The organism is Microbacterium sp. NPDC090225, from assembly GCF_044772365.1.
GTDB lineage: Bacteria > Actinomycetota > Actinomycetes > Actinomycetales > Microbacteriaceae > Microbacterium.
Genome location: NZ_JBIVYS010000001.1, coordinates 2185876 through 2211295, shown reverse-complemented (window position 1 = coordinate 2211295; position 25420 = coordinate 2185876). Strand labels below are relative to the sequence as shown.

Genomic DNA, 25420 nt, shown 5'->3' with positions numbered 1-25420 from the left:
GCCGGCGTCAGGCTCGCAGCTCGAAGGTCGTGGCGCCCACCTTGATGGGGGTGCCGAGCGACAGCGAGACGGGGGAGTTGCCGACGCGCTGGCCCGCGACGAACGTGCCGTTGGTGGAGTCGAGGTCCTGCACGGCCCACGCGTCTCCGCGCAGGATCAGGCGGGCGTGGTGGCTGGACGTGTAGTCGTCACGGATCACGAGGGCGGACTCGCTCGAGCGCCCGATCGTGAGGGTGTCGTTGCCGAGGGGGAGTTCGAGCCCCGCCTTCGGGCCGGAGGTGATGACGAGGCGCTGCGCGGTCGCGATCGTGGCCGGACCCGTGGACGGCTTGGCGGATGCGGGCTTCGCCGAGGCCGGCTTCGCGAGCGGGGCGGCCGGAGCGGCGGTGCCGGATGCCGGGGCACCCGCAGCGGCTTCGGCCGGGAGCTTGCGCACCTTCACGCCGAAGAGGTCGGCGCGCAGCGAGTAGACCACCCCGAACACGAAGAACCACAGCAGCACCAGGAAACCGATGCGCAGGAGCAGGAGGACCAGTTCACTCATGGATGCCTCCGAACGCGCGGGTGGCGTCGCTGACACGCGCCGGTACCGTCTGCGGCACCACGCGGAAGACGAGATCGGTGCGACCGATCGTGATCGTGGTGTCGGAGGGGAGGGCCGCTTCGCGCAGCTTCTGCCCGTTGACCTTGGTACCGTTGGTGGAGCCGAGGTCGCGCATCATGGCGCGCTCGCCGTCCCAGAGGATCTCGGCGTGCTTACGGCTCGATCCGGCATCCGCGATGGTGATGTCGGCATCCGTTCCGCGTCCGATGACCGTGCGCGCGCTGGTGATGCGGTGACGGCGTCCGTCGACGTCGACCACGGCCTCCCAGCTCACGCGGCCCTCGACCGTTCCGGAGCTGACGCGCACTGTTCCCGTCGACACCTTCTCGTCGGGTTCGAGCGCGATCGAGAGCGGGCCGGCGAAGCTGTAGCCCTGCGACTTCGAGTGCTTCGTGAGGAGGGCGTGCAACTCGTCGGTCAGTGCGCCACCGAGGCCGCGCATGCGCTCGGCGTCGTCGGCGCTGAGGCGCACGACGTAGTTGTTGGGCGCGATGATGCGGTCGCGGCTGACGACCGCCGCCTTCGTATCGGCCTCGCGCCGCAGCGCCGAAGCGATCTCCACCGGCTGGATGCCGCTGCGGAAGGTCTTCGCGAACGCGCCGTTCACGGCGCGCTCGAGACCCTTCTCAAAGCTGTCAAGTAGTCCCACTGGGCTCCTCTGGCATGCCAACTGGTAGGGACATCGTAGCCAGGTGTGCTGAAGATCCGCCCCGCGACGGGCTCGGAGTCGCGGATTTCCGGGGTTTTCTGGGGTGCGCGGGGAGTTTCTCGTGGGGTCACGACGCGTGATAGCCTTACGAGGTTGAGTTCTTCGGAACGAGACACTCGCGCGAGTGGCGGAATGGTAGACGCGCTGGCTTCAGGTGCCAGTGTCCTTGCGGGCGTGGGGGTTCGAGTCCCCCCTCGCGCACAGCGGGTGCGTTTAGGTTATGCACCCGATCTGTTTATGAAAATGGCCCGGTTCCTTTTAGGAAACCGGGTCATTTTCGCTTTCATCAGGGATTTCTGGCCGGACCTCGGTACACGCCGGTCCTCGCGAGGTAGCTGCGGGGACCCCACGTGGTTCGAATCCCGCACGGCTCACATCTATCGTCGAAGCATGTCCTTCTCAAAAGCCAGGCAGCAGACCATCGTGGGTGAAGGCTTGGCCCTGGGCGCGTTGATGCTTGACGTGGAGCAGGTGCACGGGCGGAAGCAGACGCTCGAGTTCGACTTCAGGCGTGCCTGGCGGGACTGGCCGTATCGTCACCTGTTCCCTGTCGTGAAGGCTGGGCCGCACTACGACGACGTGATCCACATCCTGATGGACTCCGCAGGGCGCCGTAGTACCCGCGCAACCTATTGGGAAGGCTCGTGGCAGTTCATCCCGATGGCAAGGTTCGACTGGACCGCTGAAGAGGTCGCGGAACATCTGGAGGAGGAGATCCCGGCGGACGCCTGGTGTGACCTCGCCAGGGCGTGGTTGCAGCCTGAGGGTCGGCGCTAGAGCAGAGCGAGAGCGCAACACTCAGAGAGGTGAGACCCGGCAGCGGTCGACTGTCGTACGGTGTCCCTGTGTTGAGTAACGAGCAGCTGGCGGCGAGTGTCGAACTCGGAGTTGAGACGCGGGCCGTCGAATTCAAGGGAGCAGGGTCGACGGGCTCGAAAGAGTTCGTCGCGACCGTCGCGCGTGCGTGTATCGCGCTGGCCAACCAGCGTGAGGGTGGGCACGTGGTCATCGGCGTGGTCGACAGTGACCCCGGTGGCGCGAGCGGCGGACTCGATGCGGATCAGCTCGCCGAGTGGCTCAACGCAGACAATGTGCTGTCCAAGATCAACACGTATGCTGACCCGCCACTCGTTCTCCGCATCGAGAAGCGCGAGCTCCCCTCGGGTGCCGCTGTCGTCGTCATCGAGGTTGCCGAGTTCGACCAAGTGCCGGTGCTGGCTGCTCGAGATTTCGGGGGCAAGATCACCAAAGGCCAGCTGTACACGAGGTCGATGGCGAAGCCGGAGAGCACCCCATTCCATTCCCAGAATGAACTGAGAGAGGTGTTGCAGCTCGCTACGGAGAAGCAGCTGCAGTCCTTCCTTCGTACCGCGCGTCAGGCTGGTCTCCGGGTGGAACCGGAGGCCGACGATGAGGTTCTCTACCAGGGCGAACTGCGTGCGTTCCTCGAGGACCCCATCACGAGCGGTATTCCTGACGTCCCGCACCTGCAGTTCAGCATTCGCCCTCGTCGGTATGACGGTGACCGGGTACCTTACGAGTCGCTGGGTGCTCTCGTTCGAGATAACGTCGTTCGCAAGCGCGGCTGGCCGTTCCCCTGGTACCAGAGTCCCCAGAGCGGAGCGGAGTGGATCGCCGAGACTCAGGTTGAGGCGTATCCGGAGACGTGGTCGCTGCACCGTTCGGGGCAGTTCGTCGATCTGCATGCGCTTCCGACGGGATTCGAAGCGGATCGAGACGGGTTCAACGGCGACGGCCCCTACCTGCCGATCTGGGCGCCCGTGTTGACTATTGCGGAAGCGGCGATCTTCGCCAGCCGCTTGCAGACGAGTATCGAACGCGGTGAAGAGTTCGAGTTCACGATCTCGCTGCAGGGTGCGCGCGGGTGGGAGCTGGTCGCCGCGGATCCTTCACGAAGTGGTTTCCACCGCCGCTACGCGTTCACCTCGGAATCCTGGTCTCGCACTGTGACGTTCCCGGGCGGTACCGGGGAAGAGGAGGCCAAAGAAATTGCCGCAGGTCTCTCGCGCGAGCTCCTGCTGCGTTTCGGCTGGAGCGGTGTGACCCTGGATATCGTCCGCGGCATCTATCGGCAGGGAAGCCTGTAGCCCCGGCTCGGAGTTCGGGACGGTCTAGCGAGCGGGTAGGACGGGTTGTCGTCAGGGCTTTCATCCTCCCGGGTATGGTCGGCTCCACGCTCTGGGAGGCGTCAGAGGCTACGACTACTTTCCGCGCATGATGTCGATCTGCCGCTGGATGAAGGTGTCGATGTCAATCACCATGTCGATGACCTTCCTCTCGACTGGTTCGAACTCCGTCTCGAACTGGGCGAGGGAGTGGAATGCGCCAACGGGATCGGTGAACTCGCGGATGCGCGCGTGCCAGGTGCACCACTCATCGAGTTTGGCCTTGGTCACGGGAACTCCGCGGGCGGGCGCCTGGCGGAGGTCTTCCGGCCATTCCTCCGCGTAGAGCAGACGAATGATCTGCATAGGTGTGAGTGGCTTCTCATCACTCGGCTTGGCGAACATCTCACCGATGTACGTTAGACGCTGGTGCAGGTCCTCCATCCGGGACTCCACGTAGTCCGCGAGAAGAGCGGGAACACCATCGAGGCGTAGCCCGTCACGTAGCGCTGTGGCCATCAGCGCCTGGAGCCCGCGTCCGGCGGACGTCACCTCCCCCTGGGGAACCGGGATGCCGATGCGCTCGTAGATCCGGGTCGGCAGGTCATCAGGGTCTGCGCTGCTGTGTGCGACCCACGCGGGTGGGAGACGTTCGAGGAGGTCGGCGACCAGCCAGGCATAGAGATGTGTGACCGTCTGCAGCGTCTTTGGTCGGGACTCCTCCCGGTGGTAGAGCTCGTTGCGGTACGCGTGTAGTCGCGAGAGGACGGGAATGTAGTCTGCGGGGATCGTGCCGAGCCAGACAAGCAATCGGAGCTTGGTGTCGAAGTCTCGTGCGATGTCTTTCTTCTGCGTGGATGAGAGTCGGAGCAACACGGCCGCGCCCTTGTCCTCCTGCTCCCTGACCCGTTGACCGAAGTCGTGAAGATCAACGGACACCACTGGCACGCCGTACTCCTCCATGACGGGCCACATGTCGAACCGCCACTCGTTGACGTCGTGCTGAGTGCGCCGAACCAGCAGCGTCTCTACCGCGCTGTCGAACAGCAGGAACGCGACCCGGAGGTCTTCGGGGGTGTCGCGGAGCAGAGCATCCCGGGCGGTGAACACTTGGGCGGCGATCTCTGCGGCACGTCTCATCGCTCGACCGTATCTAACGCTGGCCACGCGAGCTGTCATCATCACGGCACCAGTTCGTCCAGATGATGACACACGCGTGTTGCACTGGAACGGGCACGTCGACTTCCTCGGAGGCTACGCCGCTGCGATCTCCGTCGGCTCTGGCGTCTCCAGCACTTCGTCGACGAGCGTGATGCCGCCGGTCGAGCTCGCGGACTGCATGAGCGTCTCGATCCATCGTGCGTTCAGCTCGGGGTCTGCTCTTCACTCGCCAGGATCCCGCGTCGGTCGAGCCACCTCATCCCCCGCGACAATGCCGCCGTGACTGGCATCACGGCGGCATTGTCAGAAACCCTACGAGGCGTTGCGCTGAGTAGCGTGGAGGAGCTGTGTGGCACTCACGAGGGTCCGCAGCATCAGCACTCCGAGGTCGTCTGCGAGGTCGAACAGGTAGTTGCCGATGCGGACGTTGACCTGGCGGCGGCGGACCCACTCGACGAACCGTTCGATGTCGCCGGGGAGCGGGCCGAGGTCCCACACGGAGTGGAGCACGACCGTGTCTCCAGCCTCGAGGATGCCGACGGCCCGGTACAGCTCGACAGAGTGGTGTCGGCGGAAGTCGGTAAAGATGGCCTCGTCCGGGACCCCCTGCGCGTGCAACGCCTGGCGGGGAACGGTTCCGAGGTCGCTGGTGCGGTAGTAGCCGGTGAGCATCAGGCCGCCTCCACCCACTCCAGGCCGACACTGCCGACTTCGACCAGGACCGACTTCTTCGCGAGCTGTGCCAGGATACGTGCGCGGTCGTCGGGGCCCGTGTAGAGGTCGCCGAGGTCCAGCACGACCAGGCATCCCCGCGTGGCGACGTGGTCGATGGCACAGCCGCGGTCCCCGACGATGATGTTGCGTCCGAGGATGCCCAGGCGGTGCAGAGCGTCGACCTCGCCGTGCTCTGCCGTGGGCGTGTAGCCCACACGCCGCTGGCCGTCAGCCTTGTCGGTGACCTTCATCCCGCTCGCGAGTCCCCGCTCTTCGAGCCCCAACCTCGTCTCACCGGCGTCGACGGCCGTGAGCAGCGCTTCGGTGATGAACGTCGACACGGGCTGGCCGGGCTCGATGGCGAAGTCGCCGATGTGGAGGGTCGCACCCCTCCTGTGCAGCTCGTCGAGGTTCGCTCGCCCTTCCTCGGAGGTCGGCGCGAAGTGGGTGAAGTCGACGATGGCGAGTACGTCGCCGGGCTCCACCGACTTCAGGAGGCGGCGGAGCTGGTTATCGGAGCCGATGTCGAACACGACGTTCTCGGCGTCGACGCCGTAGTCGTAGAGGTCGTCCATGCGGTAGTCGAGCGCGTCGTCGTTGCGCTCAGCGAAGCGGATGTAGCCGTGGATGGTGTGCATGTGTGAGTTCTTTCTCTGGTGGGTCAGCTGGCGAGGTCGCCGGGGAGGGTGATGGTGCCGTCGGGGTTGAGCATCGGGCCGCGTGGGCGGTAGTTGTCGAGGCTGATGGGGGTGAACGACTTCTTGCGGGGGCGGAGGTCCAGCACTTCGCGTTCGGCGTTCTTGCGGACCCAGGCGGCGGTCTGGCGCCGGTTCGCGGAGACGAGCGTGAGAGCGGTGAACACTGCGGCGGCCGCGAAGCCACGGGTGAGGCGGATGGCGGTGTTCTCGAGGTTCTCCTTGCCGCGGTCCTTGACGATGGAGTTCATCCGCTCGATGGTCGCGCGGTCGAACCCGTACACGCGCTTCCACTCAGCGCTGCCGTACCGCAGCGGCTGGAGGTAGCGGGTGGTGTCGTCGGGGACGACCTTCACGCTCGTCTGCGTGCAGATGCGGTCCCTCAGGTGTTCGGCCGGTGCGGTGACGTGCGGCCGGGACTTCTTGGCAGCATCGGGGTGCAGGTCGCGGATGCTGCAGGTGACGCTGGGGGACAGACCCAGCGCCGGGCACTGGATGGCGTAGGTGCCGTCGGGCTTCGGGAGGCCCTTGCGGTGCACCTGGTAGAGGGGCCGCTGCTTTTCGATACGGGCTTCGTAGGTCTCGTCGTCGATGGCTCCGGCGTTGTGTTCGACGGATGCATTGATGAGGCCTTTCTTCATCATCGGGCAGTAGCACTGGCCTTCCACCTGGATGGCACCGCCGATGTTCCCGTTCAACCCGAGCTGCGGGGTGCGGTAGTCGGTGACCGGGTAGTAGCCGAGCGCCTGGGCGGGGAACAGGAGGTTCTCCGGCAGCTGCTGCGCGAAGTACTCCTTGTCTCCGGTGATGCGGCCGGCGGGGTGGCCCCGTTCCTGGAGCGACTGCAGCACTTGGACGGTGTCGTGGGCGACGAGGTCCTTGATGGGGGTGGAGAGCTTCATCCCGATGGCGAGCAGCGGGTGAGGCAGGGCGGCGTCATGGATGCCGGTGGGGTCGGGCGGGATCATGACGGCGAAGTTGGCGGCGTAGCCCCAGGTGAACGCGCGGGCCTTCTTATCGTCACGTCCGCGGAACTCGGGGGCGTGGTTGTACCAGTCGGCTTCCATCTCCATGACGAGGGAGTCCGGCTCGTTCTTCACCTCGCGCTGGCCGGCCTTGCGGTTGAGCTTTGCCCGGCCCCGCTTGCTGACTGCGGGCACCTTCGTCTGGTCTACGGAGATGTCGCCCTTCCACTGCGCCTGGACCTCGACCGGGAGCTCACGGAACGTCATCTCCAGCAGGGCGTTGCACACCCAGTCCAGGCGTGCCCGCTTGATGAGCGACAGCGTCTCGTCCTGCTTCGCCGTCTCGTAGGCACGCTCGGCGGCGTTCATGACCTGCCTGCGGGCCGGCCACGGCTCGAGGAGTTCGAGGAAGCGCTGCATGCAGCGGGTGGTGCGGTTGTACCAGCGCCGCCAGTTCTGGACGTGGGTGTCGGCCGGGCGGATGTGTGCGATGCCGAGAAGCTGGGCAGCCTCGGGGGTGAGGCGCTGGTAGAAGATGTTCGCGACCTCGGTCATCAGCTGGGGGGCGTTCTCGGGCCGCAACAGCAGCATCGCGACGAGCAGCGCCTCGAAGGACAGGTCGGCCTTGCGTCCGCCGGAGCCGTTGTCCTGCTCCTGCCACTGGGTGAGGCGGTCGAGGATGGGCATCAGCCGCAGCGACTGCTGGGCCCGGATGACGTCGTCCGCGGTGAACTTGCTGGTGCGGGTGGACCTGGCGTACTTGGAGGCGTCGCCGTTGATGGGGGTGATGATGGCGGTCATGCGTTGTTCTCCTTGAAGAGCTGGTCGAAAGTGGTGACGATGTCGGTGGAACGGTCGGGGAGGAAGTCGCGGTACTGGTTGAGGGCGCCAGCGGCCTCACGTCCGGTGACGGCGACGAAGTCCTGGGCGCTGATGCCAGCGGCGAGGATGGTGACGAGGTAGGTGGAGCGCAGCCGACGGGGGACAGGACGCGGGGCCGGGAACATGCCGAGGAACTCGCCCACGGCCTTCGCGTGCGGTCCTTCACGCAGAGCGTCAGGAACCACGACGTACGAGTCCGGGTCGCCGTCGAGCACCAGCTCCTCCCGCCACTCGTGCAGGATGGGGGCGACGCGCGCATGCTCGCCCTGCACCGTGACGTGAGTGCCGTGCAGGTCCCGGTAGCGGACCTCCTGGATTTCTAGAGGGGTGAGGCCCGCGCCGACGGCCAGCGCGAAGATGCGGCGTCCGTTCACGCGGCGCCACGCCGTACTGCCAGAGGTGACCGTGGATCAGACCTCCGCCAGCTCCTTGGCGCTGTACGGGGAGGGGCCGAGCTGTTCCCGGGGCCTCAGGGTGGGCCGCTTCCCGGTGACGGCGAGCACCATCTTCGACAGCGACGCGGTGCGACTCATCTCCGCGCTGTGCGCACCCGCGGACGGTGCCTGGGTGAGGTACACCCGCACGTTCGGCTCGGTGAATATGTCTTCCAGCGTGAGTTCGCAGCTGGCTTCCTTCCACGCCCAGAGGATGAAGTCGCGGGCGAAGCGGATGTGCATCTGCACCTGCGTGTGCCTACGCTTCTGCGTGAGGGCGACGATGTGGAGGACCAACGGCCGAATCTCCGTCCAGTACTTGGGGTACCGCGGGCGGTACTGCTCGAGCTCGTCCCGCAGCAGGTGGTTGAAAAGATAACCACTAGGGTCGCACATAGCATTGGATTCATGGTCGGCGTCACCAGAAAGAGCCCCGCTGAGCTCAGCTCGGCTTGGCCCGACGGCGAGAGCGACGACCGGGCCGGAGAGGTCGCCCGGCGCATCGTTCTGGTCCTGCGTGAAGGGGTCGATGAGCATGGTCTGCGAGGGTTCGCGAAGCTCGTCGGCGTGAACCACTCCACCCTTCTCGGCGTACTGGAAGGGCGGACGTGGCCGAGTGTTCAGCTCGTCTCCGGCGCTGAACTTGCCTTGGGTCGTCGGGTCTGGCCCGAGCTGTGATGTGGTTGACATGTAGTTGTCTTGAAAAGGTCCGACCGGATGCGTGAACCACGGGCTGTTCACCCGCGGAATTCCGCGGATCTTCACTAGTACAGCTGTGCTAGCTTTAGCACAGCTGTACTAGAATCAGCCCATGTCGACCCGGTCCAGGCAGTACGCACGCATCCTTGCGGCAACTCGTGAGCGTGTGGAGAGCGGTGGGGGAATTCCGGCGCTCACTCTTCGCGAGGTTGCAGCGACCGCCGAGCTTCCCCTCGGTTCAGTGCGCCACGTGTACCCGTCGAAGGACGCTCTGCTTGAGGCGCTCGCTGAAGACGTCATCGACGTGGCGCGAGAGCACCAGCGACGGGCGATGAGCGAGAAGAACGTCCTCGACAGGGTCGTGATGCTCCTCCCGCAGGATGAGCAGGAGCGGCAGCAGGCACGCCTGGAGGTGAGAATGGGGCTCCATGTTGCGGATGCAACCTTGAGTGAGCCTGCGCGACGGGCGTTCGCTGCGGCGTCTATCGAATCGGCACGGCTCCTGCAGGCGACCTGCGAGCAGGTGATTGAGATCGTCGCCCGTGAGCCTGCTGGCTTCGGCAACCGCATCGACCAAGTCGGCCTCTACGGCCTCGTGGAAGGGCTCCGGCTCCAGATGCTCCGCGGCACCGTCACACTGCCGGAGGTGTTCGGGGCGATCCGATGGCATCTACAGATGCTCGCCCGTAAGCGCTAGACAGATGCAGGTGGTTATGACTATAACCGTTACATGTCTTCTGCGGAGATAGTGAGCGCGCTCGTCGAACAGTGCGTCGAGCTCGGACGCGCCACGCCCTACAAGGAGAGTGACACCCGCTTCGCGACCGAGCCGTTCATCCGATGGAGCCTGCTGACCGCAGCGCTGGATCCTGATCTGGAGGAGATGTTCACCACCCGCAACATCGAGATGTTCATCCAGCAGGCCAAGACGACGTACGCCGCCGGCAGTCTCGGTAACATCCGCTCACGGCTGTTCCGCATCGCGGAACGAATCGCTGACCCACACGACCGCAGACCACCGGTCGTGGCCCTCCCGCCGGCGAATCCCGCGAAGCCATACACGCCACAGGAGGTGGCGACGATGATGTCGTGGGCGAACACCCGTGCGACCGCGAAGCGGCGCGATAGCGCGCTCAACCTTCTGTCGCTCGGGCTAGGCGGAGGACTCTCGACCAACGAGATCGGCAATCTCCGTCACGGCGACGTCTCGGTGGTTGACGGCGCGACCTGGCTTCATGTGCCCGGGCAGCGTGAGCGCGACGTGGTCCTAGTGCAGAGGTGGGCGGACTCGCTGATACTGCACCCTGGTGCCGATCCTGACCAGTTCGTGTTCCGCCCGGACCGCGCGACCAACTGGCGCAACGTCGTCTCCAACTTCGTCAACGGTGTCCCTCACGAGGTGCGCCCGCAGCCCCAACGACTGCGTGCGACGTGGATCGTGGGGCATCTGAGTAGGGGAGTGAACGTGGTCGTTCTCCTGAGGGCTGCGGGCGTGGACTCGCTGGAAGCATTCACGCGGTATCTCAGTTTCGTTCAGGAGCCTGAGCGAGATGTCGCCGTCACCAGCCTCCGCGGTAGTTCGCGTCCATGAAGTCTTCGAGCCTGAGAGTCATGTACTCCGGGTCGAGAGCGGCCTTGTGCGGGCTGACGTAGGGGTAGTGATGAGGGTCGTCAGAGGTGAGGGAGCCGTCCGTGAAAGCCGACGGGCCCGTGATGCCCATGTTGTGCGCGAGTCGGGCGAGGATATCCCCGGGCCGGGTCCTCAGGTCCTGGGCCGCGCCCACGATGGCCGAGATCTGCGACGTCGTCAGAGGGAACGTGTGCGTGACACCTTCGGCGTCCGCGACCTTGTACTCGGTGACGGTGACCTCAGGTACCTCGAACTCCGCGTCGAGGTCGGGGTGCCCCTCCAGCCATTGTTCGACGTGGTCGGTGCGGAACATCGTCTCCGTTCCCAGGGCTGTCGCCTCCGGGAACCCGTGAGCCGCGGTCAGCGACGGCAGAGCATCCCGGATCTCGTGTTCCGTGAGGAACGTGAAGTCCGCGCCCAACGGCAGTTCCGCACGCTGCGGCAGCGGTACCTCCGGGGGCGTATGGAAACGCGAGGCGAACTGCCCGTCGTCGGCTCGGGGGTGCTGGGTCGGATCGAAACCGGTCATGGCAATCATGTACGCGGCACACGAGGAGAACCATGAAGGCGCTGGAACACGCCACCACCATCACGCTCCCAGACACCAGGGTCGCCGTGCTCGGCGACGTGCACGGCAACGTCGGATGGTTGCGGACGATCGCCTTGTCCCTACGCGCCCTCGCCCCGGACATCACGACCATCCTGCAGCTCGGCGACTGGTGGATGGACCACGTCGCTGTCGATGATGTCTTCGCCGACACCAGCATCACGCGGGTCTATGTCACACTCGGCAACCATGAGCCGTGGGACATGGTCACACCGATCCAGAACGCACATCCCGGTGCCGCGGTGCGTGTCTCGGAGGTCACCTGGCTGCTGCCCCGTCCGGCACGCCTGTCCATCGGCGGGCGTACCGTCCTCTCCCTCGGCGGGGCGGCCTCCGTGGACCGGCTGTGGCGGATCGAGGGCGCGGGATGGTGGGCGGATGAACGGATCACGGATGCTCACGTGGATGCGGCCATCGCGGGCGGACCCGCTGACCTGATGCTGACGCATGAGTCACCCGCGCGGACGCCCGTCCGAGCTGTGCGGGAAGTGCTCCGCACGAACCCGATGGGGTTCCCGGACGAGACGCTTGCGGAGTCGAAGGCGTCTCGTGCCCGCGTCGCTCAGGTGTGGGACGCGGTGCGCCCGGATCTGCTGATGCACGGCCACATGCACGTCGTCGGCGGTGGCGTGACCGATGACGGGCGACGTGTAGCTAGCCTCGGGCGTGACGTACGCGAGGGCAATCTCGGGTTTCTGGACCTGCGAACCCTCCGGATGGAGACACCGAGTGTCCGCCAGATTCGAGCGGCGGCGTACCCCGATGAGTGAGAGCAGGTCGCGGGAGGAGCGTCTCGCGGGTGTCCTCGAGGCGTTCCACTCGTGCCGCCTCGACGCCCTGAAGCCGTCGCGTGCGGCGATCCGCGATGGCTGGGACTACATCGAAGGCCGCCGCACCCTCGACGAGATCATCGACGACGTCGTCCGCCGCCATACCCGCGACACCGACCAGGAGCAGCCGTGACCGAGGAGGAGCCGACCGCGTGGGCCGAGCACCTCGGCCCGTGCTACACGGCGGCGGGTATGGCCCGGAGACTGGGGTGGACGGAGACCGATGTGCGGGAGGGCGGTAACGATCTCACCCTCCTCATGCTCCCCACCGACGACGAGGACGTCTACCTGTTCCCAGTGCTCCAGTTCAGGGACGGGAAGTTCTGGGACCGCTTGGACGAGATACTCATCATCTTCCAGACCATGACCGACGACCGCTGGATGTGGGCGTTCTGGCTGACCCCCGCGTTACCCGGAGAGCGCTCGCCCGAGGAGATCGAACGGATCCGTGACGTGAGCACCGAGGTCGCGTTCCACGGGATGCCTCACAACTGGTGGTGGATCACGGAAGCGGAGACCGCAGGGGCCGAAGACAGGGACGGTTGATGACCGAAAGTGAGAACACGAACCCCTGGGCGGAGATCCTCGGTCCCTGCTACACGGTGGCGAGCATGGCGCGCACGCTCGGCTGGACGGAGGCAGAGGTCGTTGAAGCCGGCGACGTTCTCCGCCTACTGATGCTCCGCACTAGTGACGACGTCGTACTCCTCCCAGCCTTCCAGCTGCAGGACGGGCACGTCGTTGACGGGCTGACGGAGGTCCTCCGCATCCTCGAGACGGGAACGAAAGGCCGATGGACCTGGGCTCAGTGGCTGAACACGGAAGTTCCTGATGCGAACCCGCGCCGCAATATCGACTACCTCAGAGCCGGTCGGCTGGAGGAGGCGATCCGCGATGCACGGCACGACGCTTGGGCCTGGAACAGCTGAGGAGTCTCAGATGGCGCGGCCGTCTCCCGGGACGCGGCCTAGGTCTTGTCATGCCTCCCTGTAAGCGGCGACGACGTTCGCGGCGATGCGTCCGCGGTCGCTGACGGTGTAACCGTTGTCGCGGGCCCATTGACGAATCGCGTTGAGGTCCTCGGTCGAGCGGCCACTGGAGCGTGATGACGACCGTGTCTGTCGAACTCGGCGACTGACAGGGGACGCCAGGCGTGCACTCGACGCACATGCTGGGCGCACTGACCATCGACCATGTCGGGCGAGCGAGAACAACACGAGGCTGAGACCCGTCCAGGGGTGTCGTGTCGCATCAACCGCGCGAGCACCGCGCATAGACACCGCATGACCCGCTACACCCTGAGCCGCGACGGCGAACGAACGATACGCAACGACGGCGGCGACACCATTGGCACCTACTTCGAGGAGAAGCGCGGCTTCACTCGCCAGTGGTTCACGTCGTGCGTCGCCTGCCCCTGGGAGAGCGATATCACCTCAGGATTCGACCGCGCCGCCACCGACCTCCTCGACCATTGGGGCGAAGCACATGCCTGCCGCTTCTGCCACCTCGCCGCGCAAGAGGACGTTCGCCGGATCGGATCCGTCGCCGTGTTCGAGGACGGCTATCCGGTGACGCCCGGCCACACGCTCATCATCCCCATCGCCCATCGCCGCACGTACTTCGACCTCACCGCTCGGGAGCTCCGTGACACCCACCTCGCGCTGGCGACGCTTCATGACGAGTTCGGGCACGAGGGTGTCACCGACTTCAACGTCGGGTGGAATGCAGGCATCGCTGCAGGTCAGACCGTGGCCCACGCTCACTGCCACCTCATCCCCCGTCGGCCCGGTGACGTCGAGGACCCGACCGGTGGTGTCCGTGGAGTCATCCCGGAGAAGCGCACGTACGTCAGGAAGGAACGCTGATGCTGCACTCAGACCGCCTCGGCGTCGTGGAGCCAGATCAGTGGAACCTGCCTGCGGACGTCGACAAGCTGGCCCGCCACGTGTTCAACACTGACCCGGAGAACATCTTCTACGGCCGCGACTATGACGACGCGCACCCGCGCAACAGCATGCAGGCCGAGTACCGAGAACGCGCCATCCTGCATGCGATGGCACTGCTGGCTCTCTCGGCTCCTCTACCCTGTACCCAGACGCAGGAGGATGCAGATGAATACGGTGGGGAAGGTCGGGACGGCGTCCGTTGACGCGCTCAACGTGACGCTGGAACAGGTGCTGAATCGGCACGCGCCGTTGAGCGTCCCGCGGTATCAGCGTGGGTACGCCTGGGAAGACAAGGCTGTGGACGCGTTCATCGACGACATCCAGGTCATGCTCGACAGCACCGACCCGAACGCGAGTCACTTCTTTGGCAGCGCCGTGTACATGCAGACGACGGACGAGTCGCAGGCGCAGAGAGTTCGATACGAGGTCATCGACGGTCAGCAGCGCCTGGCGACTCTGATGCTGGCGCTGTCCTGCGTCGTCGACGCGGCAGAGCTGTTGCTCGACGACTGTGACGGCAACGCCGACCTTGAGACGAAGGTCGAGGAGTTCCGCCGGGTCACCCAGGAGGAGACGCTCTGCTGGACCGACGAAGACGTACTCGGACGAACCATCCTTCGCCCACGGCTCACCCTCTCTGAAGCCGACGAAGAGCTGTTCGAGGCCATCATCATGCGCACCGAGCTACCCGAAGACCTCCCGCGTGAGAGCCACGCCTTCCTGCTGAATTCACGTTCGCGACTGCGCGCAGCCATCAATCTCTTCGTCGGAGAGGGCGACGACCTCGAAGAGCGCCTCGCCCGACTGGACAGCTACAAGCACGCGCTCGTTCGCCGCTCACACCTCATCCGGATCATCGCGCATCAGCGCACGCAGGCGTACCGACTGTTCTCTGTCCTCAACAACCGGGGCAAGGTGCTGTCCATCGCGGATCTGCTGCGTAGCCAGACCATGGAGCTCGTCGTCGATCACGAAGAGCAACATGAGGAGCTCGCGAAAATCTGGGATGGGATGTTCGCACACCCCAGCAAGCGGGTCGGGGAGTTCTTGAAGGCATACTTCGCCTCGAGGTTCGGGTACCGCCCACAGAAGCAGCATCTGCTGGATGAGCTGACGTCGAATCTGGACCTCAATGACCCCGCGACGACGGCCGCCGCAGCCAAGCAGGTGGTGAAGACGGTCAAGACGCTCAGCTCCGAGCTGACGACATATGACCAGCTGGCGAGGGGCGAGTGGCCGGCGGGTATCTCCAAGCGCCCCAACAAGCCTGTCTCCGACTGGTACCGGGGACGCCTTGCTCGAGTGATGGGCCCGGTCAAGCACAAGCTCGCCCTCCCCGTCCTTCTCGCGGCGGCGCGCACCCTCGACGAAGTCGACTTCGGTGAGGTCGTCTACATGATTGAGGTGTTCGCGTTCCGCTACAAGATCATCAGCGGAGGCCACGCAGGCCCTCCCGGCGGGGTCTACGTTCGCGAAGCCCAGTTGATGCGGGAGGCGGCCGCGACCTCTACGAAGTACAAGATGACCGGTCTCCGCAACAGCCTGAGGGAGCTCATCGCCGAGAAGGCAGACGACGACCGCTTCGGCGCCGGTCTTGCTCGGCTCACGTACGACAAGCCGACGGATAGGGCCGCGTTGTCCGAGCTCCTCACGGTTCTCGAGGATCTGCACCCGTGGTGGAAGCGAACCGGCCAGAAGAACCCGAACTCCAACCCGAAGCCCGGCGTGGGGGTGAAAGCCGTGGTCTCATCTGAGATCTCTCTCGACCACATCTACCTTCACAACACGCCACCGGCCAAACAGGTGCCGGAGTTGGAGGAGGTGAAGCATCACCTCGGGAACCTCGCATTGATGAGTAGGCAACATAACAACGACGCGGGTAGCGCCTCGCACGCGGTGAAGACCAAGGTGCACTACGCCGCGAGCGACGTCACGATGACGAGAGAACTCGCCGACACACTCGTCTGGGACCGTGCTGCGGTCGACGAGAGGCAGTCTGCCCTCATCGCGATGGCCTGCAGGGTGTTCACTTTCTGAGGGTCAACGGACGAGGTCCCGAAGTCGGCTGACGACTGCGTCGATGGGAATATCCGCCTGCTCGTACCCCCAGGACAGGCGCAGGGCGCCGGCGACCCGCGCGTCGTCGAAGCCGCCGGCCGTCAACACATGGCTGGGCTCGTAGCTCTGGGAGGTGCATGCAGAGCCGTTCGAGATCGCCGCGACATCCTTCAAGGCGACGATGGCCGCTTCGGAGTCGATGCCAGGCACCGAGAAGTTGAGGGTGGTGTCGACGGTTCGCTCGAGGTCGCCGTTGTACTGCGGGTTCAGCGGAGCAAGCGCACCCATGATGATCTCGCGCACCACGAGCGCACGGGCGTGGCGCTCGTCTGACTCTTTCAATGCGAGCGTGGAGGCAAGTCCGAGCCCAGCGATGAGGGCCACCGGTAGTGTCCCGGGGCGCAGGCCACGCTCCTGGCCGCCACCGAACATCAGAGGCTTGAGGGGCGGACGCTTGTAGCCCCGGCGCCGGGTCAACAATGCGCCTACGCCTTTCGGCGCGCCGATCTTGTGACCAGAGAGAGCGATGAGGTCGATGCGGCGGTTGCGCAAAGGTTCGATGACCTTCCCGAACGACTGGGCAGCGTCCACATGGAACAGGGCGTCGTGGTCACCCAGAACTTCGGCGATCTCGTCGAGAGGCTGAATGACGCCGGTCTCGTTGTTCACGGCCATCGTCGACACGAGGAGCGTGTCGGGACGCAGCGCCCCGCGGATGCTGTCCGGGTCTACCCACCCTCCCGCGGTGGGCGCGATGAGTTCAACCTCGAAACCGCGGGCCGCGAGCACTTCCAGAGGCTCCAGGACCGCCTTGTGCTCGATCTGCGTTGAGATGATGTGTATCTTGCCGACCTTCACACCGTGCTCCGCAAGACCGAGGATGGCGAGGTTGTTGCTCTCGGTCGCTCCGCTGGTGAAGATGACCTCGCTCGGGTCGGCGGCGAGGACGGCGGCGACCTCGGTGCGTGCCAGCTGGACCCGTTCTTTCGCGGACTGACCGAAGACATGGGTGCGACTACCGGAGTTGCCGAACTCCAACACCATGAACCGCATGACTTCCTCAGCGACGCGAGGGTCCACGGGCGACGTTGCGTTGTAGTCGAGGTAGGTCACGCGGCGACCGTCAGCCCCGTCGGAGGAGTGCTCTGGCATAGACTGATTCTAGGTTGTACGGAAGTGAGTATGGACTGTTCCCGATACATGTTTGGAGAGTGTCCTCCGTACATGCTTGAATGAGGGTATGGCCACCATCGAGCTCCCTGAAGCGCCTTCGACGACCGCGCGAGCGGGTGAGTTCGAGTACAACTTCCCGGCCATCCGCGGCGTCCAAGCCGGACGCGAGTACTACATCACGATGTGCCCGCTGCGCCTGATCCCGCGGCTGTTCCTCTTCGACGAAGACGAGCTTCCCGCGGAGATGAGAGCACAGCGCACCCTCAACCGCTCGCGCGTCCCCGAGATGGCCCGGTACATCACTGAGAATCCCGACAACTACATCTTCTCTGCCCTCACCGCGTCCGTGGACGCAGACGTCACGTTCCGCTCACTGATGCCGGAGCAGTCGGGGCCGGCAGAGCGAGTGGGAACCCTCTCCATTCCAATGGAAGCCAAGTTTGTCATCAACGACGGACAGCACCGCCGCGCCGCCATCCAGCAGGCCCTGTCGGAGAACTCCGCGCTCGGTGACGAGACCATCGCGATTGTGATGTTCATGGACGTCGGGTTGGAACGCTGCCAGCAGATGTTCGCGGACCTGAACCGGTACGCCATCCGGCCATCGAAATCTATCGGCGTTCTCTATGACCACCGAGACCCGATGGCCGCGGTCACCCGCCTCGTCATCGACCAGATCCCGCTGTTCAAGGATCTGACGGAGACAGAGTCGAACAACCTCTCCCCTCGTTCCCGGAAGCTGTTCACACTCTCCGCGCTGCACACGGCGACGGGTGCGCTCCTTGAAGGAGTGGAGGCGGAGACGCTCACCGAGCGGGTGGATCTGGCGGTCCGCTTCTGGAAGGCTGTTGCCGACCAATTCCCGCTGTGGAAACAGGTGCTGCGCGGTGACGTGACTGCCGGCGAGGTCCGAAAAGACTTCATCCACACGCACAGTGTCGTCCTCCACGCACTCGGCATCGTCGGGAACACCCTCCTCATCGAGCACCGCGACGAGGACTGGGCGGAGCTCCTCGCTGGACTTCAAGGATTGGACTGGCACCGTAGCGCCGAAGATCCGTGGGAAGGCCGCGCAACGACTGGCGGACGAGTCACGAAAAGCCGCGCGAACGTGCAGCTCACCAGTGAGTACATCGCCCAGGTTCTCGGCCTGGAAGAAAAGAACGACGGAGATAGCGCATGACCATCCAGCTCCCCATCCGACCAAAGTCCGCATTCGACGACCTCGGTTTCGCCGGCACTGTTGACTCGCTCGTCGCGCAAACCCGGGAACTGTACCTCGCTGACGCGGTCCCGTGGGTTGTCGGCTACTCCGGTGGGAAAGACTCCACCGCCGTGCTGCAGCTGGTGTGGCTGGCGTTGAAGTCGCTGCCCGAAGAGCAGCGCATCAAGCCCGTCCACGTCATCAGCACGGACACCCTCGTCGAGAACCCGGTCGTGGCCGCGTGGGTCACCCACTCTCTTGACCAGATGGCGGAGCAGGCACGCTCTCAGGGCCTGCCCATCACACCGCACCGGCTTACCCCGGCCGTCACCGACACCTTCTGGGTGAACCTCATCGGCCGCGGCTACCCGGCGCCTCGACCGAAGTTCCGCTGGTGCACGGAGCGGTTGAAGATCAAGCCGTCGAACACCTTCATCCGCGAGATGGTGAAGTCCCACGGTGAAGCAATCCTTGTCCTCGGAACGAGGAAGGCAGAGAGTTCGGGACGTGCGGCACGGATGAAGGCTCTCGAGTCGCAGCGCGTACGCGACCTGCTGAGCCCGAACGCGTCCCTGCCGAACTGCCTGGTGTACTCCCCCGTGGAGAACTGGTCGAACGATGACGTGTGGACGTTCCTCATGCAGGCCGGAAACCCGTGGGGGTACTCCAACAAGGAGCTGCTGACGATGTACCAGGGCGCCTCCCAGGACGGCGAGTGCCCGCTGGTCGTCGACTCGAGCACACCCAGCTGCGGTGACAGCCGGTTCGGCTGCTGGACGTGCACGCTGGTCGAGAAGGACAAGTCGATGTCTGCGATGATCCAGAACGACGAGGAGAAGGAGTGGATGCTCCCGCTCCTCGAACTCCGCAACGCCCTCGACGTCGCCGATGACCGGGACCTGCGCGATTTCCGCCGGATGAACGGTTCCGTGCAGCTGTTCCACGACCGTCCGATCCCCGGGCCGTACACGCAGAACGCCCGTGAGGACTGGCTGACTCGTCTCCTGGACGCGCAGACCTGGATTCGCGAGAACGGCCCGGACTACGTCCGAGACCTGGAGCTGGTCACGCTCGCAGAGCTGGAAGAGATCCGCCGCCTCTGGGTCGTTGAGAAGCACGAGTTCGAAGACCGCGTGCCTCGCATCTACCAGGCGACCGTCGGAGAGCCCTACCCCGGGCGTCCACTCGACGAGCACCTCCCCCTTGGCGAGGACATGATTGCGGCTCTCGAAGAGGTCGCAGGTGAGGACCGCATCCACTTCGAGATGGTGCGCGAGCTTCTCGACATCGAACAGCGTCACCGCGCCCAGGTGCGCCGTGCCGGGCTGTTCGACTCCCTGGATAAGGCCATCCGTCGTGGCTTCTTCGACAACGAAGAGGACGCCGTCGACCGTGCCCGCCAGCGCAAGGCACCGGCAGCAGGCGATGACGCTCCCGCGGGCCCGGACCCCGTGGACCTTGCAGACGGCTACGTCCGCAAGGTGACGGTGGACGCACCCGCGTGATCCTCAACACCCTCACCCTGACCAACTTCGGCACGTTCGCAGGTACGCAGACACTCGACCTCACGCCTCCGGACCGTGAGCACCCCATCGTCCTCGTCGGTGGCCTGAACGGCGCCGGCAAGACCACCGTGCTCGAAGCCATCCAGCTTGCCCTGTACGGGCCGCTGATGCAGACGACCGCGCGCGGGAAAGGTAGCTACGACAACTACCTGCGCGGACTCATTCACCGAGGCCCCGACGTCGAGGAGGGCGCTGCCGTCGAGCTGGAGTTCACGGCCTACCAGCAGGGGGAAGAGCGCCGGTACTGGATCCGCCGCAGCTGGAAGCCCGCGGGTGCGTCCTTGCGCACCATCCTCCTCGTTTCCGTCAACGGCCGGCATGACCGCGTCCTGACGGAGACATGGCAGGAGTATGTGGAGACGTTTCTGCCCCGAGGAATCGCAGGACTGTTCTTCTTCGACGGCGAGCAGATCGAGGCGCTGGCCAGCGGTGAACGATCCCGTGAGGTCCTGCGCTCGGCCCTGGACGCGCTCCTGGGCTTGGACCTGGTCACCCGCCTCAGTACCGACCTCGGTGTTCTCCGTCGTCGGCAGCAGACCGAGCAGCTGTCGCCGGAAGCGACCACTGCAGTCACCGAACTGGAAGCGGCGGTCACCGACGCCCGGAAGGCGGAGGACGCCGCCACGCAGGCTGTCGCCCGGCTGCGCAACGATGCAGAACGGGCTCGAACGTCCTACCAGCGCGCCGACGAGGCGTATCGCGCCGCCGGCGGCCAGCTCGCTGAGAAGCGCGCGGATGCCGAGCTGGCAGCCGAGCAGAGCATCGCTCATCGGACGTTCGTCGAAGGGGAGCTACGCGCCACGCTCAGCGGTGAGGCACCGCTCCTGCTCGTGTGGGACGCGCTTCGCGACCTGCGAGAACAAGCGCTCACTGAGTCGCAGGCCACGCAGGACGAGCTGTTGCTGAGCGCTTTGGACGAGCGTGATGCGACGGTTCTCTCCTGGTTGGGTGAGATCGGTGCACACGGTGACGTCGTCGCTGAGCTTCGCGGGCGGCTGGACTCCGACCGCGCGGGACGTGTGCGTAGAACGACGACCGAGTCTTTCACCGGCGTTCGCGACACTGACGGCCTCACCGCTCTCGTCACGCACAGCCTCCCGACGGCGCAGGCTCGAATCCACGAGTTGCTCGAGACCCATCAGACGGCGGTCACCGCCGTCGATGAGGCTGAAGCACGCTTGGTTTCCATCCCGCACCCGGATGCGATTGCGCCGGTCGTCACCGCCAGAGAGGAGGCGTCTGCTGCCTTGGGTCGCGCGGACAGCGCGTTGTCGGTGGCGGAGGATGCTGCACAGCGCGCGGCTCTCGACCGTGAACGAGCAACAGCGTCGCACCTGAAGGCCATAGAGCAGATGTCGAGTGCGGACCTCGCGGCCGATGACGGGCGCCGCATCGTTGACCATGTGACGCGTGCGCAGGAAACTCTCGACCGTGTCCGAGTCGCGGCGACCCGACGACAGCTAAACCGTATCTCCAGCCTCATCCACGAGGCGCTGCAGGTTCTCCTGCGCAAGGACAAACTCATCACCGAGGTGTCCATCGACGCGGAGACGACCTCTGTACAGCTCCTCGGGTCGGACGGCTCCCCGTTGCCTTCGAGCGACCTTTCCGCTGGCGAGCGACAGCTGCTTGCCGTCTCGCTGCTGTGGGGCCTCGCACGAGCCGCCGGACAGCCGCTGCCCGTCGTCATTGACACCCCGCTGGGTCGACTGGATCGCTCACACCGCGGCCGCCTCCTTGAGCGCTACTTCCCGAATGCCAGCCACCAGGTGATTCTGTTGTCCACGGACACGGAGATCAACGAACGCTCGCACGAGCAACTCTCACCATTCATCGGACGGGAGTATCGCCTCGAGTTCGATGCGGCCACCAGTTCGACATCGGTTGCCTCCGGCTACTTCTGGGAGGAACGATGACTATCGACAACATCCGCGTCACTCAGCAGGCGCGCGACCAGCTCATCACGTTGAAGCGGCGTACCGGCATCGGTCAGTGGAACGTACTGTGTCGATGGGCGCTCTGCCGTTCCCTGGCAGAGCCCGCGACACCTCCGAACGTGAAACTGGTCTTCGATAGCAACGTCGAAATGACCTGGAGGACGTTCGCCGGCGACCAGGGTGAGATCTACTGGGGTCTGCTGCGGATGCGCGCTCACCGAGACGGCCTGGAGCTGGACGAGGAGACCCTCGCACAGCAATTCCGTCTGCACCTGCACCGTGGGATCGGGTACCTCGTCGGGGACGCCTCGTTGAAGGACCTGACGGCGCTGGCTCGAATGGGTGACAGCGGACAGTTGGCGTAAGCGGCGGCGGCAGCCTGTTCAGGGCCTCAAGCTTCTGTCCATTGCCCGAGGCCAGTTGTAGGGTCTTCGTGCAAGCGGAAGGGGATGCGGTGTATTCGCTGGCGACGGATCTGTCAGAGAGCCGAGTAGAGTTCCTGATTCGCTCTCCGTGGCCTGACGATGTCGGCGAGGTTGCGGCTTGGCTTCGTGCGGCACCCGTCGGGCGCTTCACGGATGATCCAGAAGGGGGTGACATCACCCCAGCGACTTTCGCCACTCATGAGGACCGAGTCGCCGGTTTCAGCTGGTTCGTGACCTATCCCGATGCCGTCCGCCTCCTCGACGCGTTCGACAGTCTCGGTGACCTCGTTAGTACCCTCCTCGGTGTGCCCGGGGATCAAGAACGGGGGCTTCATCGCTCTGGTTACTGGCTGACAACTCGGTTCGCCATTGAGACATATGCACATGACGTCCACAGTCCAGGACGTGGCCAGCCGTTGAGACCGACTCTGCAGGTCTACGTCGCCGATGCCGCGATAGCTGCCGTACAGGAAGCGATTGCGAAAGGGCACGCCGACGACTGACATCCAGATCCAGAGGTCTCGGACGGCGTTAGCTCGTACTGCGCTGTCCCGGCCCGTGGCCGGTGCTCTCGCTGACCAACTCATACCGGAGGGGTCTACCGTCTTCGACTACGGGTGCGGACGCGGTGACGACGTCGTCCGGCTCCGTGCATTGGGCGTGGATGCTGACGGGTGGGATCCCGCGTTCCGGCCGAACGCGGTGAGACGGCCGGCTGATGTCGTGAACCTCGGGTACGTCGTGAACGTCATCGAGGACATCGACGAGCGCCGGGCGGCGCTACTCGCGGCCTGGGCGCTGGCGACGCGTGTGCTCATCGTTTCCGGACGCACGTTCGGCGAGGACCGTGCTCCGGCAGGCGTGAGCCACGGGGATGGACTGCTGACCGGGCGCCGCACGTTCCAAAAGCTCTACACGCACACCGAGCTCGGGGAGTGGGTAGAACAGGTCACCGGTGAGCGGGCGTATGCGGCGGCACCTGGCGTTTTCTACCTTTTCCGAGACCTGGACGATGCGCAGGCGTACGTGCGCTCGCGGGTCGCGATCTACCGTCCCCGTCGACAGATCGACACCCTGGCCCTGTATGAGACGCACCGCGACGCCCTCGAGCCGCTCTTCACGTTCATGACCGTGCACGCCAGAGCACCTCGTGCTCATGAACTCCCGGATGCGGACACGGCAGGGGTCACGGACGCCGTGGGCAGCCTGGCTCGTGGCACTCGAATCATCCGTTCGGTGACCTCCGCGGCCTATTGGGAAGACGTCTCCACACAGCGGCGGAACGAACTGCTGGTCATGCTGGCCCTGGGCCGGTTCAGGCAGGAGGATCTGTTGCGCGATGCGACCACGCGCACCGATGTGAGGGCCCTGTTTCCGTCGGCAGACGGCGCGCGCAGAGATGCTGACCGATTGCTTCTGGCGTGCAGCGACCCGGCGCTTCGACAGGTGAACGCGCTGGCATCTAAGGTCGGCAGGATCAGTCCCACCTCGCTGTATGTCCACGCCCCAGCTCTCGCCGAACTTCCACCGATTCTTCAGGTGTTCGAGGTGTGCGCCAGGCTTCTCTCCGGTGCGAGCATCGGAGTGAACATCATCCGGCTGTCCTACGTCGCCGATGAGGTCGAGTACCGGGCATACGAGCGATTCGAGGAGACAGCGCACCCGCCACTGAGCTTCTCCGCACGAGTTCGGATCGGGAAGCTCGATGTGCGCTGGATAGCGCCGGAGGCGGTGGGGGAGCGGCCGGTCCTTCATCAGAAGGAACAGTTCGTCAGCCCTGAGCACTCACGTCGCGAGCTGTACGCAGCATTGTCACGAGCGGAGCAACGAGCGGGACTATACGACGAGCCGGACCGGATCCGCACAGAAGCGGGTTGGGCGAAGACGCTGAGGGAGCGGGGGCTGATGGTCGCGGGTCATCGTCTTCGCCGGGTTCGGGGTGATGTCTGACCCGAGAGGTAGCCTGCCTGTATGCAGCAGATCATCGCGGGAGTGGCGGAGTTCGTCTGGGCAGCGAGCCCCACGCCCACACCGACGCCCGTGGACGAGGTGAAGCTCTCCGTGTCGCTGGACGCCTTCACCTGGCTGGGCCTGCTCGTGGGCCCGGCGGTGACTGCCGCCATCATTGGGCTTGTCAGCTTGTGGCCGGCCAGTGGCCTCCGTAGGAAGGAGACCGTTGCCGCGGCCGGTAGAGAGTTCCAGACCCGGGCATTGAACGAGTTCTACTCACCCATCTGCGAGATGCTCGATGAGGTTCGGATTCTCCGGGATGCGTTGAAATCCCGAATGAACGGGGGAGAGGACTGGCACCTCCTTGACAACGTTGAGGACATTCGCCAGAACCCGGGATCGTGGTCACTGTTCGACTCGATTGTGAAGACCAATCGCCGTATCCGGAAGATCTTGGACGAGAAGTCCGGTCTGGCACTGGACGATGTCACGGAGTCCGGTCGGTGGCGAGTGCACCAGACCATGCTCGAGGGTGCTTTCGGAGATCCGGAGTATGTCGCCGACGCGAAGCTCAGCTACTTCCCGAAAGAGTTCGAGGCACAGCTCCGCACCGGACGGCAGAAGCTCACCGCGCAGCTGCGCCCCGAGGAGAAGAAGAAATGACGACAACATCCTGCCGGTTCTGCGACATGCAGAAAACGGAGACCGTGCGTGACTTCGGGACCGTCTACGCGGTGCTCGATGGATACCCCGTCTCGCCAGGGCACCACCTCATCATCCCGTTCCGCCACTGCCGCGAAGTCTTCGACTTGACCGAGCAGGAGATGCTGGACACCCGCACCGCGCTGAACACCCTGCGCGAAGAGCTTGTCCTCGACGGGTGGGAGGCGTTCAACGTCGGGTGGAACGCGGGCGCTGCGGCCGGGCAGACCGTCGGTCACGCACACTGTCACCTGATCCCCCGCCAGGCGGGGGACGTTGCCGATCCAGTGGGCGGCATCCGCGGGGTCGTTCCCTCTCGCCGGAACTACTTGGCGAACGCCGGGTGACAAGACCTGTGCAAGGATCGCCGTCCTCGCACCCCCTATACATTCAGGAGGCCTCGC

Annotated in this window: 31 protein-coding genes and 1 tRNA gene; 20 read left to right on the top strand and 12 right to left on the bottom strand. The window is 65.1% G+C overall.

Annotated elements, in window-relative coordinates; all coding sequences use genetic code 11:
• Positions 1-7: 7 nt before the first annotated feature.
• Together ACIQTT_RS10590 and ACIQTT_RS10585 are read right to left on the bottom strand one after the other, a co-directional pair.
• Positions 8-544, bottom strand: a complete 537-nt coding sequence (locus ACIQTT_RS10590; protein ID WP_402789347.1) for an FHA domain-containing protein — start codon at positions 542-544, stop codon at positions 8-10.
• Positions 537-1253, bottom strand: a complete 717-nt coding sequence (locus ACIQTT_RS10585) for an FhaA domain-containing protein (protein WP_402789344.1) — start codon at positions 1251-1253, stop codon at positions 537-539. Before ACIQTT_RS10585 ends, ACIQTT_RS10590 begins: the two co-directional genes overlap by 8 nt.
• Before the next feature lie 178 nt (positions 1254-1431).
• On the opposite strand from ACIQTT_RS10585, the gene ACIQTT_RS10580 reads away from it, so the two are divergent.
• The 3 genes from ACIQTT_RS10580 to ACIQTT_RS10570 all read left to right on the top strand — a co-directional run bounded on the left by ACIQTT_RS10580 (position 1432) and on the right by ACIQTT_RS10570 (position 3421).
• Positions 1432-1514: transfer RNA gene (locus ACIQTT_RS10580), tRNA-Leu, on the top strand.
• A gap of 189 nt (positions 1515-1703) precedes the next feature.
• On the top strand, positions 1704-2090 hold the full coding sequence (locus ACIQTT_RS10575; protein WP_402789341.1) for a hypothetical protein: 387 nt from the start codon (positions 1704-1706) through the stop codon (positions 2088-2090).
• A gap of 68 nt (positions 2091-2158) precedes the next feature.
• A complete protein-coding gene (locus ACIQTT_RS10570; protein ID WP_402789338.1) occupies positions 2159-3421 on the top strand; it encodes a helix-turn-helix domain-containing protein in 1263 nt (420 codons plus the stop codon).
• A 114-nt stretch (positions 3422-3535) separates the two neighbouring features.
• Here the strand turns inward: ACIQTT_RS10570 and ACIQTT_RS10565 are convergent, their stop codons facing one another.
• From ACIQTT_RS10565 to ACIQTT_RS10540, 6 genes are all read right to left on the bottom strand, one after another.
• Complete coding sequence (locus tag ACIQTT_RS10565) at positions 3536-4579, bottom strand: hypothetical protein (protein ID WP_402789335.1); 1044 nt, start codon at positions 4577-4579, stop codon at positions 3536-3538.
• Positions 4580-4912: 333 nt separating this feature from the next.
• A complete protein-coding gene (locus ACIQTT_RS10560) occupies positions 4913-5272 on the bottom strand; it encodes a hypothetical protein (RefSeq protein WP_402789332.1) in 360 nt (119 codons plus the stop codon).
• Positions 5272-5952 carry a recombinase family protein gene (locus tag ACIQTT_RS10555; RefSeq protein ID WP_402789330.1) on the bottom strand — a complete coding sequence of 227 codons (681 nt, stop codon included), beginning with the start codon at positions 5950-5952 and terminating at the stop codon, positions 5272-5274. Before ACIQTT_RS10555 ends, ACIQTT_RS10560 begins: the two co-directional genes overlap by 1 nt.
• A 23-nt stretch (positions 5953-5975) precedes the next feature.
• The gene (locus ACIQTT_RS10550; protein WP_402789328.1) at positions 5976-7775 is read right to left on the bottom strand and encodes a hypothetical protein; all 1800 of its coding nucleotides are present in this window, start codon (positions 7773-7775) and stop codon (positions 5976-5978) included.
• A complete protein-coding gene (locus ACIQTT_RS10545; RefSeq protein ID WP_402789325.1) occupies positions 7772-8230 on the bottom strand; it encodes a hypothetical protein in 459 nt (152 codons plus the stop codon). Before ACIQTT_RS10545 ends, ACIQTT_RS10550 begins: the two co-directional genes overlap by 4 nt.
• A gap of 36 nt (positions 8231-8266) precedes the next feature.
• Positions 8267-8686 (bottom strand): hypothetical protein, encoded by a 420-nt coding sequence (locus ACIQTT_RS10540; RefSeq protein ID WP_402789322.1) that lies wholly within the window; start codon positions 8684-8686, stop codon positions 8267-8269.
• 12 nt (positions 8687-8698) lie between these two features.
• Here ACIQTT_RS10540 and ACIQTT_RS10535 point away from each other — a divergent pair, with 12 nt between their 5' ends.
• From ACIQTT_RS10535 to ACIQTT_RS10525, 3 genes are all read left to right on the top strand, one after another.
• On the top strand, positions 8699-8968 hold the full coding sequence (locus ACIQTT_RS10535) for a hypothetical protein (protein ID WP_402789319.1): 270 nt from the start codon (positions 8699-8701) through the stop codon (positions 8966-8968).
• A gap of 133 nt (positions 8969-9101) precedes the next feature.
• A complete protein-coding gene (locus ACIQTT_RS10530) occupies positions 9102-9686 on the top strand; it encodes a hypothetical protein (RefSeq protein WP_402789316.1) in 585 nt (194 codons plus the stop codon).
• Between the two features lie 33 nt (positions 9687-9719).
• Positions 9720-10580 (top strand): hypothetical protein, encoded by an 861-nt coding sequence (locus ACIQTT_RS10525; protein WP_402789313.1) that lies wholly within the window; start codon positions 9720-9722, stop codon positions 10578-10580.
• Here the strand turns inward: ACIQTT_RS10525 and ACIQTT_RS10520 are convergent.
• Positions 10549-11148: a hypothetical protein gene (locus ACIQTT_RS10520; RefSeq protein WP_402789310.1), complete on the bottom strand. Its 600-nt coding sequence runs from the start codon at positions 11146-11148 to the stop codon at positions 10549-10551. The genes ACIQTT_RS10525 and ACIQTT_RS10520 overlap by 32 nt on opposite strands.
• Positions 11149-11234: 86 nt before the next feature.
• Here ACIQTT_RS10520 and ACIQTT_RS10515 point away from each other — a divergent pair, with 86 nt between their 5' ends.
• The 4 genes from ACIQTT_RS10515 (at position 11235) to ACIQTT_RS10500 (ending at position 12985) form a co-directional block, all read left to right on the top strand.
• Positions 11235-11996 (top strand): metallophosphoesterase, encoded by a 762-nt coding sequence (locus tag ACIQTT_RS10515; RefSeq protein ID WP_402789307.1) that lies wholly within the window; start codon positions 11235-11237, stop codon positions 11994-11996.
• Positions 11989-12189: an antitoxin VbhA family protein gene (locus ACIQTT_RS10510; RefSeq protein ID WP_402789305.1), complete on the top strand. Its 201-nt coding sequence runs from the start codon at positions 11989-11991 to the stop codon at positions 12187-12189. Before ACIQTT_RS10515 ends, ACIQTT_RS10510 begins: the two co-directional genes overlap by 8 nt.
• Positions 12186-12602, top strand: a complete 417-nt coding sequence (locus ACIQTT_RS10505) for a hypothetical protein (RefSeq protein WP_402789302.1) — start codon at positions 12186-12188, stop codon at positions 12600-12602. The genes ACIQTT_RS10510 and ACIQTT_RS10505 overlap by 4 nt, the downstream gene beginning before the upstream one ends.
• Positions 12603-12667: 65 nt before the next feature.
• On the top strand, positions 12668-12985 hold the full coding sequence (locus tag ACIQTT_RS10500) for a hypothetical protein (protein ID WP_402789300.1): 318 nt from the start codon (positions 12668-12670) through the stop codon (positions 12983-12985).
• Positions 12986-13033: 48 nt separating this feature from the next.
• Here the strand turns inward: ACIQTT_RS10500 and ACIQTT_RS10495 are convergent, their stop codons facing one another.
• Positions 13034-13330, bottom strand: coding sequence for a histone-like nucleoid-structuring protein Lsr2 (locus ACIQTT_RS10495; protein ID WP_402789297.1), 297 nt, complete (start codon positions 13328-13330; stop codon positions 13034-13036).
• A gap of 9 nt (positions 13331-13339) precedes the next feature.
• Here ACIQTT_RS10495 and ACIQTT_RS10490 point away from each other — a divergent pair, with 9 nt between their 5' ends.
• Genes ACIQTT_RS10490 through ACIQTT_RS10480 form a run of 3 tightly spaced genes read left to right on the top strand, consistent with a single transcriptional unit; the run spans position 13340 to position 16039 of the window.
• Positions 13340-13921 (top strand): HIT family protein, encoded by a 582-nt coding sequence (locus ACIQTT_RS10490; RefSeq protein WP_402789294.1) that lies wholly within the window; start codon positions 13340-13342, stop codon positions 13919-13921.
• Positions 13921-14205, top strand: a complete 285-nt coding sequence (locus ACIQTT_RS10485; RefSeq protein ID WP_402789291.1) for a hypothetical protein — start codon at positions 13921-13923, stop codon at positions 14203-14205. The genes ACIQTT_RS10490 and ACIQTT_RS10485 overlap by 1 nt, the downstream gene beginning before the upstream one ends.
• Positions 14168-16039: a DUF262 domain-containing protein gene (locus ACIQTT_RS10480; protein WP_402789288.1), complete on the top strand. Its 1872-nt coding sequence runs from the start codon at positions 14168-14170 to the stop codon at positions 16037-16039. Before ACIQTT_RS10485 ends, ACIQTT_RS10480 begins: the two co-directional genes overlap by 38 nt.
• A gap of 3 nt (positions 16040-16042) precedes the next feature.
• Here the strand turns inward: ACIQTT_RS10480 and ACIQTT_RS10475 are convergent, their stop codons facing one another.
• A complete protein-coding gene (locus tag ACIQTT_RS10475) occupies positions 16043-17173 on the bottom strand; it encodes an aminotransferase class V-fold PLP-dependent enzyme (protein WP_402789285.1) in 1131 nt (376 codons plus the stop codon).
• A gap of 127 nt (positions 17174-17300) precedes the next feature.
• On the opposite strand from ACIQTT_RS10475, the gene dndB reads away from it, so the two are divergent.
• The 4 genes from dndB to dndE are packed head-to-tail and all read left to right on the top strand — an operon-like array spanning position 17301 to position 22304.
• Entirely contained in the window at positions 17301-18416 is a 1116-nt protein-coding gene (gene dndB / locus ACIQTT_RS10470) for a DNA sulfur modification protein DndB (protein WP_402789283.1), read from the top strand.
• The gene (dndC, locus tag ACIQTT_RS10465; RefSeq protein WP_402789281.1) at positions 18413-19942 is read left to right on the top strand and encodes a DNA phosphorothioation system sulfurtransferase DndC; all 1530 of its coding nucleotides are present in this window, start codon (positions 18413-18415) and stop codon (positions 19940-19942) included. The genes dndB and dndC overlap by 4 nt, the downstream gene beginning before the upstream one ends.
• A complete protein-coding gene (gene dndD, locus ACIQTT_RS10460) occupies positions 19939-21918 on the top strand; it encodes a DNA sulfur modification protein DndD (protein ID WP_402789279.1) in 1980 nt (659 codons plus the stop codon). Before dndC ends, dndD begins: the two co-directional genes overlap by 4 nt.
• A complete protein-coding gene (gene dndE, locus ACIQTT_RS10455; RefSeq protein ID WP_402789277.1) occupies positions 21915-22304 on the top strand; it encodes a DNA sulfur modification protein DndE in 390 nt (129 codons plus the stop codon). Before dndD ends, dndE begins: the two co-directional genes overlap by 4 nt.
• Positions 22305-22417: 113 nt before the next feature.
• Here the strand turns inward: dndE and ACIQTT_RS10450 are convergent, their stop codons facing one another.
• A complete protein-coding gene (locus tag ACIQTT_RS10450) occupies positions 22418-22699 on the bottom strand; it encodes a hypothetical protein (RefSeq protein ID WP_402789275.1) in 282 nt (93 codons plus the stop codon).
• A 142-nt stretch (positions 22700-22841) separates the two neighbouring features.
• Between ACIQTT_RS10450 and ACIQTT_RS10445 the strand changes: the two genes are divergently transcribed.
• From ACIQTT_RS10445 to ACIQTT_RS10435, 3 genes are read left to right on the top strand one after another with little or no spacing between them, the layout of a single operon-like run.
• Complete coding sequence (locus ACIQTT_RS10445; RefSeq protein WP_402789272.1) at positions 22842-24314, top strand: DNA phosphorothioation-associated putative methyltransferase; 1473 nt, start codon at positions 22842-22844, stop codon at positions 24312-24314.
• 21 nt (positions 24315-24335) lie between these two features.
• On the top strand, positions 24336-24977 hold the full coding sequence (locus tag ACIQTT_RS10440) for a hypothetical protein (protein ID WP_402789269.1): 642 nt from the start codon (positions 24336-24338) through the stop codon (positions 24975-24977).
• Entirely contained in the window at positions 24974-25363 is a 390-nt protein-coding gene (locus ACIQTT_RS10435; protein WP_402789266.1) for an HIT family protein, read from the top strand. Before ACIQTT_RS10440 ends, ACIQTT_RS10435 begins: the two co-directional genes overlap by 4 nt.
• Positions 25364-25420: the final 57 nt, after the last annotated feature.